This is a genomic window from Actinopolyspora biskrensis (assembly GCF_013408175.1).
Classification (GTDB): Bacteria; Actinomycetota; Actinomycetes; order Mycobacteriales; family Pseudonocardiaceae; genus Actinopolyspora; species Actinopolyspora biskrensis.
In genome coordinates this window covers 1,251,659-1,268,832 of the sequence record NZ_JACBYW010000001.1, presented here as the reverse complement: position 1 = coordinate 1,268,832, position 17,174 = coordinate 1,251,659, and the positions used below count along the sequence as shown (strand labels likewise).

The following is a 17,174-nucleotide window of genomic DNA, read 5'->3' as shown; positions in this document are numbered from 1 at the left end:
CCGGTCCTCGGGCAAGCGGCGCAACCGCTCGCCCCCCGCCAAGCAAACCGATCCGCCGGCCCTCCCACCGGGCCGACGACTGCCCGAACGGCGCCCCGCGGGGATCCGCCGAAAGAGCGGACCCCCTTCACGAGGACAGTTCCCGACGAGTTCCGGCCCCGGCGGGGCGACGAGTCACGCGCTACTCAATCCTGTTCGACGAGCTCGCGCAGCGCCCGCAGTGTTCGCTCGATGTTGCGCTGATTCGCCGCACCGCGGTCGGTCTCTCCCGTGGTTTCCGCACTCACCGGGGTGTACCACTGAGGACGCCGGTCCCAGGTGCTTTCGACCACGACACAACCGGAACCGGTGGGATGTATCTCGTACTGCCAGTGCGAGACGGGGACCTCCCCGTCGTCGACGTCGAATGCGAAGCACTTTCCCCGCTCCGCCGAACGCACCGTGGCCACCGTCGACCACGATCTGGCACCGTTCCTGTTGTGGCCCCGGAACCTGATTCCGGGCACCACCGGCGTCTCGTCCAGCCAGACGCAGCTTTCCAGTTCCTCCGAGACTGCGGCGAGCGTGTCGAGGTCGGTCACCATTCGGTAGGCCTCGTCGGCCGAGACCTTCAGTTCGGCCCGCGCGCTCGCGGTCGGTTCCACCATGTCGCACCTTCCTCGCCGATCGCGACTGCCCCATCACGCTAACCGCTGCCCACGACGCGCGGCGGAGGCCGCCGCACCGATCGAGGTGTCCCGCGACACCTCCGGGACCTCCGGGGACATCGACACGGACCGGCAACCGGACGGCCACTCAGGTTTCCACCGGCGGCACTCAACCGATACAGCACCCCACCGGGGGACGCACCGAGCAGCACACGGCTTCCTGTCCTGCGTAGGACGGCACTATGCAGGAAGATGGTGCACCGGATGCCGAGTACCCTCGGATTCTTCGCCACAAGTGTGCCCCGCGGCGCTCGGGGATGGTGATCCACAGTGATTCGAGACTACATCAGGACCCACACAAATCCCCCGGTGTTCATCATCTCGGGGATCATAGCGGTGGCCTTCGTTCTGTGGGGGGTGCTGGCTCCGTCCAATGTCGCGACGGTGGCCGGGACCGTCAACAGCTTCATCACCACGAACTTCGGCTGGCTCTACATACTGGCGGCCACCTTCTTCCTCATCTTCGTCGTGGTGATCATGCTGAGTCGCTTCGGCACCCTCCGCATGGGGCCACCCGACTCGAGACCCGAGTACGGCAAGATGGCCTGGTTCGCCATGCTGTTCACCGCCGGGATGGGAATCGGCCTGGTCTACTTCGCGGTGAGTGAGCCGATTTCACATTACCTCGACCCGCCCACCGGCCCGGGGGGTACCGCGGAAGCAGTTCCCGAAGCGATGAACCTCACGCTCTTCCACTGGGGACTGCACCCGTGGGCGATCTACATCGTGCTCGGCCTCTCACTGGGCTACTTCGCGTTCCGCAAGGGACTGCCGCTGCGCCCGGCCGCCGCGTTCTACCCGTTGATCGGAAACCGCATCTACGGCTGGATCGGCCACGTGATCGACATCCTCGCGGTGTTCGGCACCCTGTTCGGCTTGGGCACCTCGTTGGGCATCGGCGGCCAGCAGGTCGGAGCCGGGCTGCAGACCCTGTTCGGGATCGAGAACACGGCCGGGCTGCAGGTGATCCTGATCCTGGCCATCACGGCGATCGCCGTCGTGTCGGTGCTGCTGGGGATCGACAAGGGGATCCGCAACCTGTCCCTGATCAACCTCTGGCTCGCCTTCGCCCTGATGGTGTTCGTCTTCGTGTCCGCCTCCTCGCGGGACATCGTCAACGCGCTGGCCACGAACATCGGGACATACCTGCAGAACCTGCCGCTGACGAGTTTCGAGACCTATCCCAACAGCCCGCAGGCGCAGGACTGGCAGAGCAGCTGGACCCTGTTCTACTGGGGCTGGTGGATCTCCTGGTCACCGTTCGTCGGGATGTTCCTGGCCAGGATCTCCTACGGCCGCACCATCCGGCAGTTCATCGGAGGAGCGCTGTTCGCCCCTGTCGGCGCCTCCATGGTGTGGTTGACCGTCTTCGGGGACGCCGCGCTGCAGCGGCTCCGGGCCAACCCGGCCAACCCGCTCGCCGACGCCAGCTCCGAGACGGCGATGTTCGTGCTGTTCGAGCAACTTCCCGTGCTCGGGATCATCACCACGATCGCCTCGGTGATAGCGATCATCGTGGTGGTGCTGTTCTTCGCCACGTCCTCGGACTCCGGTTCGCTGGTGGTCGACATACTCACCAACGGCGGTGATCCCCACCCGCGGTGGCAGCAACGCCTGTTCTGGGCCGTCATGGAAGGTGTGATCGCCGCGGTGCTGCTCGCGGCGGGAGCGGTCAGCGGGACGGACGCGTTGAGCGCGCTGCAGACCGCTTCGATCCTGGCGGGACTGCCGTTCTGCATCGTGCTGCTGCTGATGTGCATCGGACTGAGCAAGGGGCTCAACGAGGAACGCCCCATGGTGGCCCGTCCCGAGGAGCCCAGTCCGCTGGTGGGGCTGCGGGAGGCCACGGTTCGGCACTCCGTCCGACAGCGCGCCCAGGAGGACGAGGGAGGCGAGTCGAACTCCGGAGGGACGAAGCGCTCGGAGCGGTGACTCGCGCCGTCCCCTGTCCGGACGACGCTCCGGGCCGTGCCCCGCGGGGCACGGCCCGGAGAACGCTCCCGTCACACCACCCGGGGCCAGCCCTGTTCGTCCCACTCCAGGGTGTTGATTCCCAACCTGGTGGCTCCCTGCTGGTCGGCGTCGTAGTAGTGGTAGACGAGCAGGTCGTCGGAACCGTCCTCGAGAACGCTCTGCCCGCCCGGACCGATCACGTTGTCGTGGCTGCCCAGTATCTCGGTCCCCCCGTTCTCCAGCATCGGCGTGCCCGAGCGGTCCGTGTACGGCCCCGTCGGACTGGTGGCCCGTCCCACCATCACCCGGTAGGTGCTGTCGGTTCCCTGGCAGCACTGGCCGAAGGAGACGAACAGGTAGTAGTGGTCGCCGTGCCGGATGATCGCCGGGGCCTCGACGGCGTGCGATCCGGCTGGGCCGTTGGCCAGGTGGTACAGCGTGCCGTCCGCACCGTGCCGCTTACCGGTGGCGGGATCCAGTCTGATCATGCGGATTCCGCTCCAGAAGGAGCCGAACGACAACCACCACTTCCCCGAGTCGTCGACCAGCAGATTGGGATCGATGGCGTTGTGGTCGTCCCCGCTGGCCGTGGAGTACACGATCCCTTCGTCCTGCCAGGTCCCCGGGTCGCCTGAGGTGCTGGTGGCCAGCCCGATCGCGGAGTGGTTCGAGCCGAACGAGGACGCCGAGTAGTACATCCAGTACCTGCCCGAGTGGAAGGAGATGTCCGGAGCCCAGACGTCCCCGGACGAATTGTATTCGTGCACCCATTCGGGAACGGTGTCGAAAGCCGAACCGTTCCGTTCGAAGTGGGTTCGGTCGGTCGAGGTGCGTGTCTCGATCCCCCCGTGCGTGGAGGTCAGCAGGTATCCGGAGTCCCTTCGCACCATGGAGGGGTCGTGCGCGGCCAGGTCCCCCGTCACGAGTCCCGGCATCGGATAGTCGGCGGCGGCGGCGGGAACCGCCCAACTCACCGACATCAGCACGGCTCCGAGCACTCCTGCCATTCGAGCCGGATGTCCACGCATGGAACAACACCTCCACCGGAATCGGAAAGCACGGTGGACACCGGAGTTGGCCCACCGCCGAACAATACGTTCGATATTTCGAAAGGCGTTCGAAAACCTTTGAAAACGAAAGGTAGAAGTGAAGTTACCGAAGGTCAACGCTCTGCTGATCGTTGACGCCGGATATCGGAGCACTACTCACCGAAACGAGTGGAACCAGCACCCCTGATCGGAGGTACCGAGCACCGAGGGGCAACCGCCGGGAGTGCTCGTAGGGCTTCTCCGGTCGAGTTGCCGGTCGGCCCCGGTTTCCTTTCGGCGCCGGCAGCGCCGGAACGACCACGCCGTCCCCACGAGAGGGGAGAACGGAGAACGCCGGTCAGTCGGCCGCGGACTCCAGCACGACGAAATCGCTCCGGGAGAGATCCAGGCAGACGGCCATCCGCCCCACGCCCGCCGCGTTCTCCGGCCCCATCTGCACACTTCCCCCGCTCGAGACGACCCGCGACATGGTCGCGTCACAGTCCCGCACCGCGAACACCGGATGCCAGTAGGGCTGTCCACCGGTCAGGGCGAGATGCTCCGGAGCGAGCTGCATCATCCCCCCGATCACGCGCTCCTGGGATCCTCCGCTCGGGGTTATCAACGAATAGGTGCTCGACCCGCTGGGCAGGGGCATGTCCTCCGTCTGCCAGCCGAACAGCTCGACGTAGAACTCCTTGGCCGCGGCCACGTGGGTCGTGTAGAGCTCGATCCAGTTCAACGCCCCCGGCTCGTCCGTCTTCTCCACCCCCCGGGATGCCTTCGGCTGCCACACCGCGAACTGAGCCCCCAGTGGGTCGCTGAACTGGGCCATCCGAGCCTGATCGTCGTCAAAAGGTTCACGACGCACGGTCCCACCCAGCTGGCGGACGGTCTGGCTCGCCTCGTCGACGTCGTCGGTCCTGAAATAGATCATCCACGCCGAACGGGCGTCTTCCTCGGTGAGGCCGCCGATCCCGGCCACCTTCCTCCCCCCGAGCCGGAAGAAACCGTACTCCTCCTCCTCACCCAGCTGTTCGTACTCCCAGTCGAACACCGAGCGGTAGAAATCGACGGCCGCGGACACGTCCGGGGCTGCGATATCGATCCAGCACGGGGAGCCGACGACGAAATCAGTGGTGATCATGATCTTCCCTTCCGGAACGAGTCCTGGCAGTGCTGTTGTCGGGTGCGTTCGTTCGGCTGTCCGAACTTCGGCCTTTCGGGCACAGCCTTGCCAGGCACCCGAGTGAGTGCCTCGTCAGCACACCTTGGCACCTGCCTCCGACCTTCGCCTGCCGATCGGAATCGCCCCGGGCACACCGATCCCCGGCCCTCCGTTGGAATCCTCGGTTCTCCCCTGGCCCTTACTTGACTCAGGAGGCCTTGCAGAATGACTTGCTCGGGTGGTCGGCTGCCTGCCTGCACGGGAGGCGACGCCCTGCTGTGCATCCACCTCACGCACCGGAGCAACTCGTTCCGCTCTGACCGAGCACTCCAGCCAAGAAAACCATCCTGAAAGGACCCCTCAGGTGGTCACCGCGGACCGGTTCGGGGGACCGAGGCCCGCCCGGAGTCATCCACCGGACGAGACCTGAGCGACCGCCTCGTCGATGCGCCGGGCCAGCTCCAGGTCCAGTTCGGTCACCGCCTCGACCGAGCGGGTGCGCACCGAGAAGGTCAGATCGTCGTTGCTGCCCCGGTCCACCTTGGCGTGATGACTCAGCTCCTGCTGAACGGCTTCCACGCGCCGCAGCAACGGGGGCCACCTGTCGCTGGGGAGGACGACCGTCCGAGTGATTCGCCCGGTGTCCCCGGCCCAATCGTCCAGTCCCGTCAACGCCCGTTCCAGCTCGTCCGCCTCGAGCGGCCTGGGCCGATCGCCGACACCGGCCGTTCCCCGTTCCGGCGGAGGTCGCCCACCGGGGGAGGAGAACAGCTCCGTGACCTCCGCGGGCAGCCGGTTGCTCAGGGACTCGGCCAGTTCGGAATCCTGCGAAGTCAGTTCGGAGAGAACCGCCATGACCAGGTAACGCGTGTGCTCGGCCGGTCGTTCGGTCCGCACGGCGACGTCCTCGAGGAAAGTGTCCGGCTCTCCGTGCCCGGTTCGCTCGTCCCAACGTATCGAATCCCGGATCTTGCCCGGAAGCCGTTCGGCCAGCAGCTCGCGTTCCCGTTCGCCCACGCGTTCGGCCAGGGCCTCGACGACGCGAATGGTGCCCGCACGCGCCTCCTCAGCGGAATCCAGCTCCCCGCGAGCCACCACCCCGTCCACGAACTCCTGGTATCGCGCCACCATGGCCGCCCCCTTCCTTCCGTGGTACGCGGCAACGACACATCACTCGGCGTCCCCGCGGACGCCTCCGCCGACGTCCGCCCGGCGGTGTCCGCCCCTGTCCGGGTGAGGCGAGCCGGACGGCGGAGCACGGCGGGACGTGCTCGTTCACCGCCTTTCCCGCAGTTGACGCATGTGATCCTCGCTGCACGCGGTGAGCACGTCCCCCGGAGCGGACTCCTCGGAGCCGCCCACCCGTTCGTAGCGGGCGTTGTCCCGATCTACCGATAGCCCGCACAGGTCGCACACCTCGACCGTGTCCCCGCTGTCCCGTGTGGAGTCCATGTGCCGAGTATGCCCCCGGCGAGGCCGCACGTCCTGCTGGAAGCCCGGTCGCCGCGCTCAGCGGGACTGCAACAACTGCACCGCGGGAGCACCGCTCGGGAGCACGTACTTTCCGACGAGCAACGGGGTGTTCTCCGCGCTGACCACCTGAGTGATCAGCACCACCGGAGTGTCCGAGGGACGCTCGAAGACCTCTCCGCGCTGCTTTCCGAGCACGGTGGCCGTCACACCGCTCGAACCACGCAACGGCAGGTCGTACTGGCGCTCGCTCAGCACGGCCAGCATGGTTCGCGGCTGCGCGGCAGCCGTTTCCAACACTTCCGGCAACGCCGCGTGGACGCGGGCGAGGACCTCGTCCGGCAGCGTCCACTCCTGGACCAGGCACCCCGGCCAGTCGTCCACGTCGACGACGCTTTCCCAGAACCGGATCTCGCTGTTCGCGGGGACGGGAAGGTGCTGCAGCACGAAATCGGTCGGTTCCTCGAAGGACCGGGCGAGCGCACGCACCCGCGTCCGCCCCGGGAACAGGTTCTCGACCGGGGTCAGGCGTTCGAACCCCCTGCGCGGGGTGCTGGTGCTCACCGTCCGGCCGACTCCACGGCGCACCGTGATGACCCCGTCCTCCTGCAGCAGGATCAGGGCCTCCCGCAGCGCGGGACGGCTGACCCCCAGCTCAGCTGCGAGCGTGGGTTCGGAAGGCAGCGTCGAGCCGGGTGGGTACTCCCCGGAGCGAATGCCCTCGACGATGCGTTCGTAGAGATCCACCGACGGTCTGCGTCGCGTTCGGTTCTCCGGCACCACGCACCTCGCTCACAATCGTTGTCAGACAAGCTACCCCCGATGATCGTCGCAGTCAAACTGCTCCGCGCTCGAGCGGAGTGGTATATGCTTGAACGAGGTCGGGCGTGTCGCTTGACGAACGGGGAACGTGTTGTGTAGACACTCCACTCAAATCAAACTTGTCTGACAGCACCGCATCGCTCTTGTCCGCTCCGGAGTACACCGGACCCGGACGGAACCGAGTGACCGCGGGGTCTCCCGTGCCGACGACGGGTGCGGACTCCCCGGCTCCTCGTAGGCCGCTACTCGAGGAGGGCGTCCGCTGTCCGGAGCCCGTAGGAGTTCCCCCGGAGCAGTCACCCCGCGAACCGGGGCAACCCGGGACAACAACCGGGGCAACCCGGGACAACACAGTCCTGCTAGGAGGTACCGCCCTTGATGGCGACAGCACCGACGAAGGAACAGATCGAGCAGGCCCCGAAAGTACTGCTCCACGACCACCTCGACGGCGGAGTCCGCTCGCGCACCGTCGTGGAGCTCGCCGAGCGGACCGGTTACCGGAACCTGCCGACGACGGACCCGCAGGAGCTCGAGAAGTGGTTCGCCGCGGCCACCGAAGCGGACTCCCTGGAGGAGTACCTGGAACGTTTCGCGCACACGGTCGGTGTGCTGCAGACCTCGGACGCGCTGACCAGGGTGGCCGCCGAATGCGCCGAGGACCTGGCCGCCGACGGGGTGGTCTACGCCGAGGTGCGCTACGCTCCCGAGCTGAGCACCCAGGGCGGCTTGGAACTCGACGAGGTGGTCGAGGCGATCCTGGAGGGCTTTCGGCAGGGCACCGACCGAGCGGCCGCGGCGGGACACCGCATTCGGGTCGGGCTGCTGCTGTGCGCGATGCGGCAGGAGTCCCGTTCCTCCGAAATAGCGCGCCTGTCCGTACGCTACCGGGACGCGGGAGTGGTCGGGTTCGACATAGCCGGCCCCGAAGCCGGTCACCCACCGACCCAGTCGCTGGAAGCCTTCGAATACCTGCGCAGGGAGAACTTCCACTTCACCATCCACGCCGGCGAGGGCTTCGGTATTCCGTCCATCTGGGAGGCCATCCAGTACTGCGGTGCCGCCCGCCTGGGGCACGGGGTGCGCATCCTCGACGACATCACTTTCGACGAGAACGGCCAGGCACGACTCGGACGTCTCGCCTCGTTCGTGCGGGACCGGCGCATCCCGCTGGAGATGTGCCCGCGTTCCAACGTGCACACCTCGACGGTGAGCTCCCTGGCCGAACACCCGATAGCGTTGCTGCGGCAACTACACTTCCGAGTGACCGTCAACACCGACAACAGGCTGATCAGCCAGACGAGCATGAGCCGGGAGTTCACCGAGCTCATCGAGCACTTCGGTTACACCCTGGACGACCTGCAGTGGTTCACGGTCAACGCCATGAAGTCGGCGTTCCTGCCCTTCAACCAGCGGTTGGCCCTCATAAACGAGGTGATCAAGCCGGGTTATGCCGCCCTGCGGTCGGAATCCCTGTTCGGCAAGGTCGACGACTCCGTGGGACCGCTGCCCTCCGGCCAGCACTGAGCGCCTCCGAACCGCACGGGCACTTGCACGGAAGCACCTCCCGGCAGGGTTCGCCCCACCGGGAGGTCCCGCGAGGTGGTCGGGAAGCTCGGTCCGGAGCGCCGCGCCCCGCGGAGAGCTCACCCCGCCACCCGTTCGGCTCCGGCCGTGGAGCTCGGCGCGGGAACGCTCTCGAGCTTCGTTCCCCGCGCGGTGCTGCGGAAACCACGCAGCCGCAGGCTGTTGCTGACCACGAACACCGAGCTGAACGCCATGGCCGCGCCGGCGATCATGGGGTTGAGCATCCCCGCCGCGGCCAGGGGCAGCGCGGCGACGTTGTAGGCGAAAGCCCAGAACAGGTTCCCCTTGATGGTGCCGAGGGTCTTCCTGGAAAGCCTGATCGCGTCCACCGCGGCACGCGGATCCCCCCGGACCAGGGTGATGTCGCTGGCCTCGATGGCGACATCGGTACCTGTTCCCATCGCCAGACCGAGGTCGGCCCGGGCCAGGGCGGCGGCGTCGTTGATGCCGTCACCGACCATGGCGACCACACCGCCCGCGGACTGCAACCGTGCGACGACGTCCACCTTCTCCTGCGGAACGACCTCGGCGACGACCTCGTCGATGCCCACCCGGGAGGCGATCGTCCGGGCCACAGCCTCGTTGTCCCCGGTGAGCAGAACGGGCTTCAGACCGAGCTCGCGCATGTCCCGGACCGCTTCGGCGGCCGTGGGCTTGACGGTGTCGGCGATCACCAGCACGGCACGGGCCCGGCCTTCCCAGGCCACGACAACAGCCGTGCTGCCGGCCCGCTCAGCGGCAAGCTTGGCTTCCGCGAGCGGCTCGGGAATCGAGACGTCCCACTTCTCGAGCAGCTCCGCTCGACCGACCAACACCGCTTTCCCGTCGACGGTCCCTCGCACTCCGAGCCCCTCCACGTTGGTGAAGTCCTCGATCGCGGGCAGTGAGCCCGTCCGCTGCTCCGCCCGCTCGGCGACGGCCCGTGCGATCGGGTGCTCCGAACCGCTCTCCAGCGCCCCGGCCAGCGTGAGAGCCTCGTCCGCGGACTCGCCCTCGGCCGTTCGAACGTCGACGAGTTCCATCCTCCCCGTGGTGACGGTTCCGGTCTTGTCCAGCACGACCGTGTCCACCTTCTTGGTGGATTCCAGCACCTCGGGTCCTTTGATCAGGATCCCCATCCGAGCACCGCGGCCGGTCCCCACGAGCAGGGCCGTCGGAGTGGCAAGACCGAGAGCACAGGGGCAGGCTATGATCAGCACGGCCACGGCGGCCGTGAAGGCCACCGAGACGCCACTTCCGCTCCACAGCCAGAAGCCGAGAGTCCCCAGGGCGAGAGCGATCACTACCGGCACGAAGACGCCGGACACCCGGTCGGCGAGCCGCTGGACCCGGGCCTTGCCCGTCTGAGCCTCCTCGACCAGCTTCGCCATCTGGGAAAGCTGGGTGTCGGAACCGACCCTGGTGGCCCGCACGACCAGCCTGCCGCCCGCGTTGACGGTCGCTCCCACCACCGTGTCCCCGGGACCGACCTCGACCGGAACGGACTCGCCCGTCAGCATGCTCGCGTCGACCGCCGAGGTTCCCTCGGTGACGACGCCGTCGGTGGCGATCTTCTCCCCCGGGCGGACGACGAAGAGGTCGTCCACGCGCAGTTCCCCCGTCGGAACACGCTGTTCTCGTCCTTCACGCAGGACGGCCACTTCCTTGGCCCCCAGCTCCAACAGCGCCCGCAGCGCGTCCCCCGAGCGGCGCTTGGACCGGGACTCGAAGTACCTGCCCGCCAGGATGAACGTGGTGACTCCGGCGGCCACCTCCAGATATATCGAGCTGCTCCCGTCCGTCCGTTCCACGGACAGCTCGAACGCGTGGGTCATGCCGGGAACCCCCGCGTCGCCGAACAGCAACGCGTACAGCGACCAGCCGAACGCCGCCAGGGTGCCCATCGAGATCAGGGTGTCCATCGTGGCCGCCCCGTGGCGCAGATTGGTCCAGGCGGCCCTGTGGAACGGCAGGGCTCCCCACACCAGCACCGGAGCGGCCAGGGTCAACGAGATCCACTGCCAGTAGGTGAACTGGAGAACCGGAACCATCGCCATCGCGATGACCGGCACGGAAAGCAGCGCGGAAACGACCAGTCGCTGACGCAGCAGCTGAAGCTCGGCGCCGCCCTCGTCTCCCCCGCCCTCGGGAGTGGCGTCCCCCCCGCGCGCGCTCTCCGGCGTCGCGGCGCTGTATCCCGCCGACTCCACGGTCCTGACCAGGTCGTCCGTTTCGACCCCTGGGGGGTACTGCACCTTGGCCTTCTCGGTCGCGTAATTGACCGTCGCCGCCACCCCGTCGAGCTTGTTGAGCTTGCGCTCGACCCGCGAGGCGCACGAGGCACAGGTCATCCCGCCTATGGACAGTTCCACCTCCGCCGTCGTCCCGGAGGGCCGCGTGTCCTGCTGGTCGGTGCTCATCCTTCCAATCCCTTCCTGCCGGATTCCCGCCCACGGGCGAGCAGCACTCCGCGCCACGGAGCCGCGCGGGCGAAGAGCACCCCTCGTGCGGGCTCCAGTCACACGGTCACCCGGTAGTGGCGCTCTAGGGTCCTTCCGCTCGGCATCGACGAGTAAGGCCCACCCGAACCTCGCGATCCAAAATTATACCCTACGGGGGTACCGTGTCAAACTGCTGCACCACCGCTCCGATCGACATCGTTCCGGGAAACAGCGGCGACCGCACCCGTACGCGGTCAGCACCGGGTTCCGGGCGAACCCCGACCCTGGAAACAGGAATCACGAGCGCAGGAGGGAAAAAGGCTCCGGCACCCCGAAGCGGTCCATCCGGCCACATCACGGACGAACCCGCGACTTCCGGCGGTTACGGCTTCCGCCCCTCCGGGAGGAGAGCGGGGAACGCGCGGGGCGGTTCCGGCACCCGCTGCCGAAGGGTGCGCCGCGGAACCGCGAACAACAGATCAGCCGCCTCGACAGCGGCCTCCGGCTCGCTGCACCGCACTCCGAGGCTTCGGCGCACACCTCCGTTCGTGCTCGGCCCGCGGTGAAGCAACACCAGCATCGCCGGTCACGAACAGGGCTGCGGGGCCCGACTCACGAACGCACCAACCGTGCGATCGCGTCACTGGCCTCGCGGACCTTCTCGTCGGCCTCCTCACCGCCCTCGCTCAGCGCTTCGGCGACGCAGTGCTTGAGGTGCTCGTCGAGCAGCCCGAGCGAAACCGCCTGCAGCCCCTTCGTCGCGGCCGAGATCTGCGTCAGGACGTCGATGCAGTACTCGTCGTTCTCGACCATGCGAGCCAGTCCCCGGATCTGCCCCTCGACGCGTCGCAGCCGCTTGAGGTATTCCTCCTTGTCCTGCGTGTATCCGCGCACAGCACACTCCCATCGCCTACTTGGCCGTCCGCGTCCACACTACCCCCTACCCGTAACCCCGGAAGACACGACGAGACGACCGAGCTTCCTTCCGATACCCCCCGGGGGGTGTTCCGACGCACGAGGTGGTTCCCGTCGCGGGACCTCCCGCCGGCCGGAACGGACACCCTCCCGGGGTAGTGGCGACAGGCCGTGCCGCGGGCGCTCACGCCCGGGGTCGCCACGTCCCACCCCGGAAAAGTCGCCCCGGCGGATCAGTCCCGGTGATCGTCGTGAGCCAGCACCAGCTCGACGAGCTCACGCACGTGGTCGTCGTCGAGCGCGTAGTAGATCGTGCGCCCCTCGCGCCGCGTCCGGACCATGGACTCCGAACGCAGCAGCCGCAGATGCTGCGAGGTGGCCGCCTCGGAGAGGCCGATGGTCGCGGCCAGATCGTTGACCGACAACTCGGTCGCGGCCAACAACGCGATGACGATGCGCAACCGAGCCGCTTCACCGAGCAGATGCAGGGCCCGCGTCACCCGGAAGACGGTCGATTCGTCGGGCAGGGCGGCACTCGCCTCGGACACGCGGTCCGGATGACGCAGCCGGAACGCGGGCTTCGACGACTGAGCCGGACGATCGGTCGGGCGCACCGGTTACCTCCTCCCGACTCCGAAACGCTGCCCGAACAGCCTACTACTTGCACGAATACGCAACTATTTATAGATTCACCTTTAAGTAAATGCGCAAGTGTTGATGCATTGGAGAGCGGGCAGTGCGCGAGCGAGGCTCGGCCCCCGGGGCGCGGAGCACCACGGAAAGCACGATCACGGCCACGGAGTGAAGCCGGACGCGGACAAGAAGAAGCTGGTCCTCGCCCTGGTCCTGCTCGGCGGCTTCATGATCGGTGAAACCGTCGCGGCGGTGCTGGCCAACTCACTGGCGCTGCTGTCGGACGCCGCGCACATGCTCACCGACACGGCCTCGATCGCCTTCGCGCTGATCGCCATGACCCTGAGCACGTGGAGCAGCTTCGGCTCCTACACCTTCGGCCTCAAACGCTCGGGAACCCTCGCTGCCTCGATCAACGGCCTGACGCTCACCGGCCTGGGAGGCTACCTCGGTTACGAGGGCATCCATCGACTGATCGACCCGCCGGAGGTCGGTGGCGCCACAGTGCTGATCGTGGGCTGCACGGGAATCGTGGCCAACCTGCTGGCGACCTGGACACTGGCGAAGGCCAACCGCGACAGCCTCAACGTGGAAGGTGCCTTCCAGCACGTACTCAACGACCTCTACGCCTTCATCGGCACCACCGTCTCCGGGCTTCTCGTCCTGACCACGGGCTTCATGCGCGCCGACGGGCTGGCCGCCCTCGTCGTCGCCGCCCTGATGCTCAAGTCCGGCGCCGGGCTGATCGGCGAGTCCACCCGGGTGCTTCTGCAGGCGGCGCCACGCGGCATGGACCCGGAGCGGATCCGTGCCACGCTGCTCTCCGAGTCGAGAGTCACCGGGATCGGCGACCTGCACGTCTGGGAGGTCGCTTCAGGCTTCCCCGCTCTGTCCGCCCACGTGGTCGTAGGTGACCACAGCGATCCCGACGACGTCCGCAGGCAACTGACCGGGTTGCTCGACGAGGAGTTCGGCATCGATCACACGACCATCGAAGTGGCCCGTTCCTCCACCGCCCCCACCGCGGAGAACATCTCCGCCCGCGGATGCCCCCCGCTGCGGGGGGACTCACCCGTCCGGATCCCCCCGGAAGCGAATCGGGTCCACGAGAGGTGAACCGAGGCGACAAAGCCCTGGCCGCGCCCCGTCCGAACCCCGGGGCAACGTCCGTCCCGGAACTTCCCGAACGAACGCTCCACCGCCGCCCGGAGCACGCAACCGGCCACCCCGAGGTTTGACACGGGGCGAGTCCCGGGAACCCGGAGGCGGAAAGCCCCTTCCATCACGACGGGCCACTGGAGTGATCGAGATGTATCACTCGGCGAAAACCGCTGAGCAACAGCACCCGGAGAAAGAGCTCCGGGAAACGAGGATTTCCACTCCTCCACCCTCCGAACACCCCCGGACGGAGCTCGACCCGGAGGACTCGGAGAACGACACCGTCATCACACTCGGATACAACTGAGGATTCGGCGATCCCTCTCCGAGCTCTCGGAGCACGTTCCGGTCCTCAGGGGCGGCGCTCCCCGACACACGTCGGCCAAGCGCGCCCTCACACACCTTTCCGGAAGCGCCCCTTCCGGCCGGCACGGTGAAAACCGCCCGAAACGCACGAAGAGGAGCTCCCATGGCCCAAGAGCGGGAAAGCCCCTTCAAGGACAAGAACTACAACCTGATCGCCGTACTTCAGCAGTCACTGGAAAACATCTGGATGGTGGACAGCTACGCGAAGGACGCCGAGGCGCAGGGCGACGAGGAACTGGCCAGGTGGTTGCGCGCCATCAAGGAGAACAACCAGAAGGCCGGTGAACAAGGCAAAAAACTCCTTTACGAACGCCTGCGAAGTGAGCAGTGACTGTTCCGCCGAGAACAGCACGCCCCGGTTTCTCCGGTGTCATCAGCGGCCCGTTCCTCCCCCGCGGGAACAGGAACGGGCCTACCGTCCACACCCCGCCCCGGAGATGTTCAATGCAGCAGGAAAGGCCATCACGGAACGACCACGGCGATTCCTCCGAGGAGAACGACGAGAACGGGCAGCAGACGGGAAGCCAACGGCGCGAGCAACTCGCCGACGACACCGAAACCACCCTCGACGAAATAGACGACGTCCTCGAGGAGGACGCCGAGCAGTTCGTCCGCTCCTACGTTCAAAAGGGCGGACAATGACCGCGACCGGGCAGAACGAGCACCGTGCGGGGAATCCCCCGTCCGGGACGATCACGAGGATCACGCGCCGCCCCGCTCCTTCTCGCCCGCCGACGTTCGACCACCGTTTTGAGGCCACCCGCCATGGAACGAGAAAAACCTCCCGGAAATCACGGGCGCGGTGATCAGCCCGAGGAAACCCCCGGTCCGGATCCGGCGAGGACTCCCGGCCTGGACTCCGGAGGATCCGTGCCTGCCGGCGAGACTCCGCCCGAGGCAGGCTCGGCCAGTCGCGCCGTCTCACATCCACAACCCGCCACCGCTCGCCCGGCCACGTGGACGTGGATCACCGTAACGGGTGTGGTCGTCCTGCTGCTGGCCGGTTTTTTCGTCGCCATGGGCATCGGCCTGCTGCCCTTCGGCTGGTGACCACCCGTCCGCGCCGTTGGTTCCACACCGGTCCGGTCCCGATCGGACCCCCAGCAGGGCGCTACCGCCCACCGGTGAGGACCGTTCCGCTCCTGCCTACCTCGGGGGTGCGCCCTTCGAGGAGCATCCGCAGACAGGACTGCCCGGTAGCGGGCGAAAGGCATTCCAGTCCCGATCCCCGCGCCCGGGCCAGCATGCGACCCTGCTCAGGGGTGCAACTGCCGTCGAGCACGTCCTCGTCGGCGATCACGTACCGCACTTCCGGCCCCACTCTTCCGGCGAGTCGGAAACCGGATCTGCGTGCCCATTCCCGGAACTTCTCCAACTCTGCGGATCCCCCGATCAGCAGGATCGTCGTCCCGTTGAAATACATGATCGCTCCCCTTGGTGGTCCGCGAAGAGATTTCCGTCGTCCGCACGCCCGTGCTCCGTTCTCGACGGGACCGCCCGGTCCCGTCCGCGCGGGCGAGGTCGGTGAACGACCGTGCAGCTTCGCACCATCGGCGTACCCGCCCCCCGAGTCGGGCAAACCACCTGCCCGCGTGCACGGCTTTCTCGTCGTCCCGTTGCCCCGGGCGGACGAGCCACGGTCGCGGTGAGTTGCTACGCCCGTCCCCGGAGCGCTCGACGCCGTCGACGAACGCGCCCTGCCCCGAATCCGGAGTCGGGAGGGCTCGCCACCCCGTCCTCGAGCCCGGCAAGCCCCACGGACTCGAGGACGGGAGTTCGGACCGGTCCCGAAGTCCCCTTGGTCAGCGCTCGCGCCCGCTGAGCGCGTCCCTGATCTTGTCCACCAGCCCCGCGCCCGGATCCAGGAGCTTGTTCGCGGGCGGCGTGTCCGGAGCGGACGGGTGTGGTCTCGTCGGAGCCGTCTCCTTGGAACGGCGGATCTTGTTGCCGAGGTCCTGGAGCTGTTCCTCACCGCACCACCGGCGCAGCTTGGGAAAGAGATCGTTCTCCTCGTCCTCGACGTGGTGCCGTATCGACGAGATCAGCTGCCTGGTGGTCTCGTCGAACTGCCGATCCTCGGGATCGAGCCCTTCCAGCCTTTTCATCAACTGCTCGGCCTCGGCGTGTTCGGAGATCTCGTGATCGGCTATCTCGTTACCGTTCTCCAGCGTCTGCCTGGCCACGGGATACAGGTACTGCTCCTCGGCCACGGAGTGCCGCACCAGCTCGGTGATGATGTGATCCACAAGTTTCCTGCGCCGCGAGGCGTCCTCGATCCCGCCCTCGAACTCCTGGAAGGCCTGCTCCACGTTCCTGTGGTCCTCTATCAGCATTCCGATCATGTCGCTGTACTTGGTCGCCTGGGACACGAGTTCCTCCTGAACTGGTTTCCGTCTCGGGAACGGGTTCGAGAATCCGGGAAAGCCCCTTCCGCGGAACGCGGTGGAAAACAGCGGACTCACCGGCACCCCGTCCCTTCCCCGTGCGGATCCACCCGAAACCCGCGTTCACGATCGGACGAAAGATAAACACGGATCACGCTCGTCGAATTCGTCCGATCTTTTCCCTTTCAGCCCACGCGACCGGACCTCGCACGTAAAGGTCAAAATCCGACACGAATCGCGTTGTTCATGAGAGCGTGAACACATTTGACCCCGGAATCGATACAGCAGGCCCCAGGGGGTGTCGAGACTCCCGGCTCCGAGCCGTCGCGGAGCCGTCGCGGACGGTTCAGGACCGCGGCAATCCGCGGACACACCGCGAGTCGGGTGGGGCGAAACGCCACACCGCCCCTGGAGCGCGATCTTTCCCGCTTCCCTGACAACCACCTTCCGCTCGCAGCTGGCCTGCAGGGCAGACTTCGGAAACGCGCTCAGCACGGCTCGGTCCTCAGTTCCGGGCCGGATCCTCGGGATGTCTCTCGCCGGTGCGGTGGTCAGCCGCACCGGAG

At 67.2% G+C, this 17,174-nt stretch carries 17 protein-coding genes; 6 read left to right on the top strand and 11 right to left on the bottom strand.

Annotation, left to right across the window (positions count from 1 at the left end; translation table 11 throughout):
* Positions 1-185: 185 nt before the first annotated feature.
* Positions 186-647 carry an SRPBCC family protein gene (locus FHR84_RS05510; RefSeq protein WP_179534283.1) on the bottom strand — a complete coding sequence of 154 codons (462 nt, stop codon included), beginning with the start codon at positions 645-647 and terminating at the stop codon, positions 186-188.
* 330 nt (positions 648-977) lie between these two features.
* On the opposite strand from FHR84_RS05510, the gene FHR84_RS05505 reads away from it, so the two are divergent.
* Positions 978-2,639, top strand: coding sequence for a BCCT family transporter (locus FHR84_RS05505; protein ID WP_343075152.1), 1,662 nt, complete (start codon positions 978-980; stop codon positions 2,637-2,639).
* A gap of 71 nt (positions 2,640-2,710) precedes the next feature.
* Here FHR84_RS05505 and FHR84_RS05500 read toward each other — a convergent pair whose 3' ends face one another.
* The 5 genes from FHR84_RS05500 to FHR84_RS05480 form a co-directional block, all read right to left on the bottom strand.
* A complete protein-coding gene (locus FHR84_RS05500; protein WP_246300129.1) occupies positions 2,711-3,688 on the bottom strand; it encodes an arabinan endo-1,5-alpha-L-arabinosidase in 978 nt (325 codons plus the stop codon).
* Positions 3,689-4,046: 358 nt separating this feature from the next.
* Positions 4,047-4,835: a VOC family protein gene (locus FHR84_RS05495; RefSeq protein WP_179534282.1), complete on the bottom strand. Its 789-nt coding sequence runs from the start codon at positions 4,833-4,835 to the stop codon at positions 4,047-4,049.
* A gap of 429 nt (positions 4,836-5,264) precedes the next feature.
* Positions 5,265-5,987, bottom strand: coding sequence for a DUF2267 domain-containing protein (locus FHR84_RS05490; protein ID WP_179534281.1), 723 nt, complete (start codon positions 5,985-5,987; stop codon positions 5,265-5,267).
* Positions 5,988-6,131: 144 nt separating this feature from the next.
* Positions 6,132-6,308: a hypothetical protein gene (locus tag FHR84_RS05485; RefSeq protein ID WP_179534280.1), complete on the bottom strand. Its 177-nt coding sequence runs from the start codon at positions 6,306-6,308 to the stop codon at positions 6,132-6,134.
* Between the two features lie 57 nt (positions 6,309-6,365).
* Positions 6,366-7,106 (bottom strand): GntR family transcriptional regulator, encoded by a 741-nt coding sequence (locus FHR84_RS05480; protein ID WP_343075151.1) that lies wholly within the window; start codon positions 7,104-7,106, stop codon positions 6,366-6,368.
* Positions 7,107-7,526: 420 nt separating this feature from the next.
* Between FHR84_RS05480 and FHR84_RS05475 the strand changes: the two genes are divergently transcribed.
* On the top strand, positions 7,527-8,672 hold the full coding sequence (locus FHR84_RS05475) for an adenosine deaminase (RefSeq protein WP_179534279.1): 1,146 nt from the start codon (positions 7,527-7,529) through the stop codon (positions 8,670-8,672).
* Between the two features lie 119 nt (positions 8,673-8,791).
* Here the strand turns inward: FHR84_RS05475 and FHR84_RS05470 are convergent, their stop codons facing one another.
* From FHR84_RS05470 to FHR84_RS05460, 3 genes are all read right to left on the bottom strand, one after another.
* Complete coding sequence (locus FHR84_RS05470; protein ID WP_179534278.1) at positions 8,792-11,131, bottom strand: heavy metal translocating P-type ATPase; 2,340 nt, start codon at positions 11,129-11,131, stop codon at positions 8,792-8,794.
* A gap of 633 nt (positions 11,132-11,764) precedes the next feature.
* Positions 11,765-12,046: a metal-sensing transcriptional repressor gene (locus FHR84_RS05465; RefSeq protein WP_179534277.1), complete on the bottom strand. Its 282-nt coding sequence runs from the start codon at positions 12,044-12,046 to the stop codon at positions 11,765-11,767.
* 254 nt (positions 12,047-12,300) lie between these two features.
* Complete coding sequence (locus tag FHR84_RS05460; protein ID WP_179534276.1) at positions 12,301-12,681, bottom strand: metalloregulator ArsR/SmtB family transcription factor; 381 nt, start codon at positions 12,679-12,681, stop codon at positions 12,301-12,303.
* A 103-nt stretch (positions 12,682-12,784) separates the two neighbouring features.
* On the opposite strand from FHR84_RS05460, the gene FHR84_RS05455 reads away from it, so the two are divergent.
* The 4 genes from FHR84_RS05455 to FHR84_RS22260 all read left to right on the top strand — a co-directional run bounded on the left by FHR84_RS05455 (position 12,785) and on the right by FHR84_RS22260 (position 15,274).
* Positions 12,785-13,816, top strand: coding sequence for a cation diffusion facilitator family transporter (locus FHR84_RS05455; protein WP_218862233.1), 1,032 nt, complete (start codon positions 12,785-12,787; stop codon positions 13,814-13,816).
* Between the two features lie 511 nt (positions 13,817-14,327).
* On the top strand, positions 14,328-14,555 hold the full coding sequence (locus tag FHR84_RS05450; RefSeq protein WP_179534274.1) for a hypothetical protein: 228 nt from the start codon (positions 14,328-14,330) through the stop codon (positions 14,553-14,555).
* A gap of 113 nt (positions 14,556-14,668) precedes the next feature.
* Positions 14,669-14,866 carry a ubiquitin-like protein Pup gene (locus FHR84_RS05445; RefSeq protein ID WP_179534273.1) on the top strand — a complete coding sequence of 66 codons (198 nt, stop codon included), beginning with the start codon at positions 14,669-14,671 and terminating at the stop codon, positions 14,864-14,866.
* Positions 14,867-14,989: 123 nt separating this feature from the next.
* Positions 14,990-15,274, top strand: a complete 285-nt coding sequence (locus FHR84_RS22260) for a DUF6480 family protein (protein ID WP_179534272.1) — start codon at positions 14,990-14,992, stop codon at positions 15,272-15,274.
* A 61-nt stretch (positions 15,275-15,335) separates the two neighbouring features.
* Here FHR84_RS22260 and FHR84_RS05435 read toward each other — a convergent pair whose 3' ends face one another.
* Together FHR84_RS05435 and FHR84_RS05430 are read right to left on the bottom strand one after the other, a co-directional pair.
* Complete coding sequence (locus FHR84_RS05435; protein WP_179534271.1) at positions 15,336-15,647, bottom strand: hypothetical protein; 312 nt, start codon at positions 15,645-15,647, stop codon at positions 15,336-15,338.
* Between the two features lie 379 nt (positions 15,648-16,026).
* Positions 16,027-16,593 (bottom strand): hemerythrin domain-containing protein, encoded by a 567-nt coding sequence (locus tag FHR84_RS05430; protein WP_179534270.1) that lies wholly within the window; start codon positions 16,591-16,593, stop codon positions 16,027-16,029.
* Positions 16,594-17,174 lie beyond the last annotated feature (581 nt).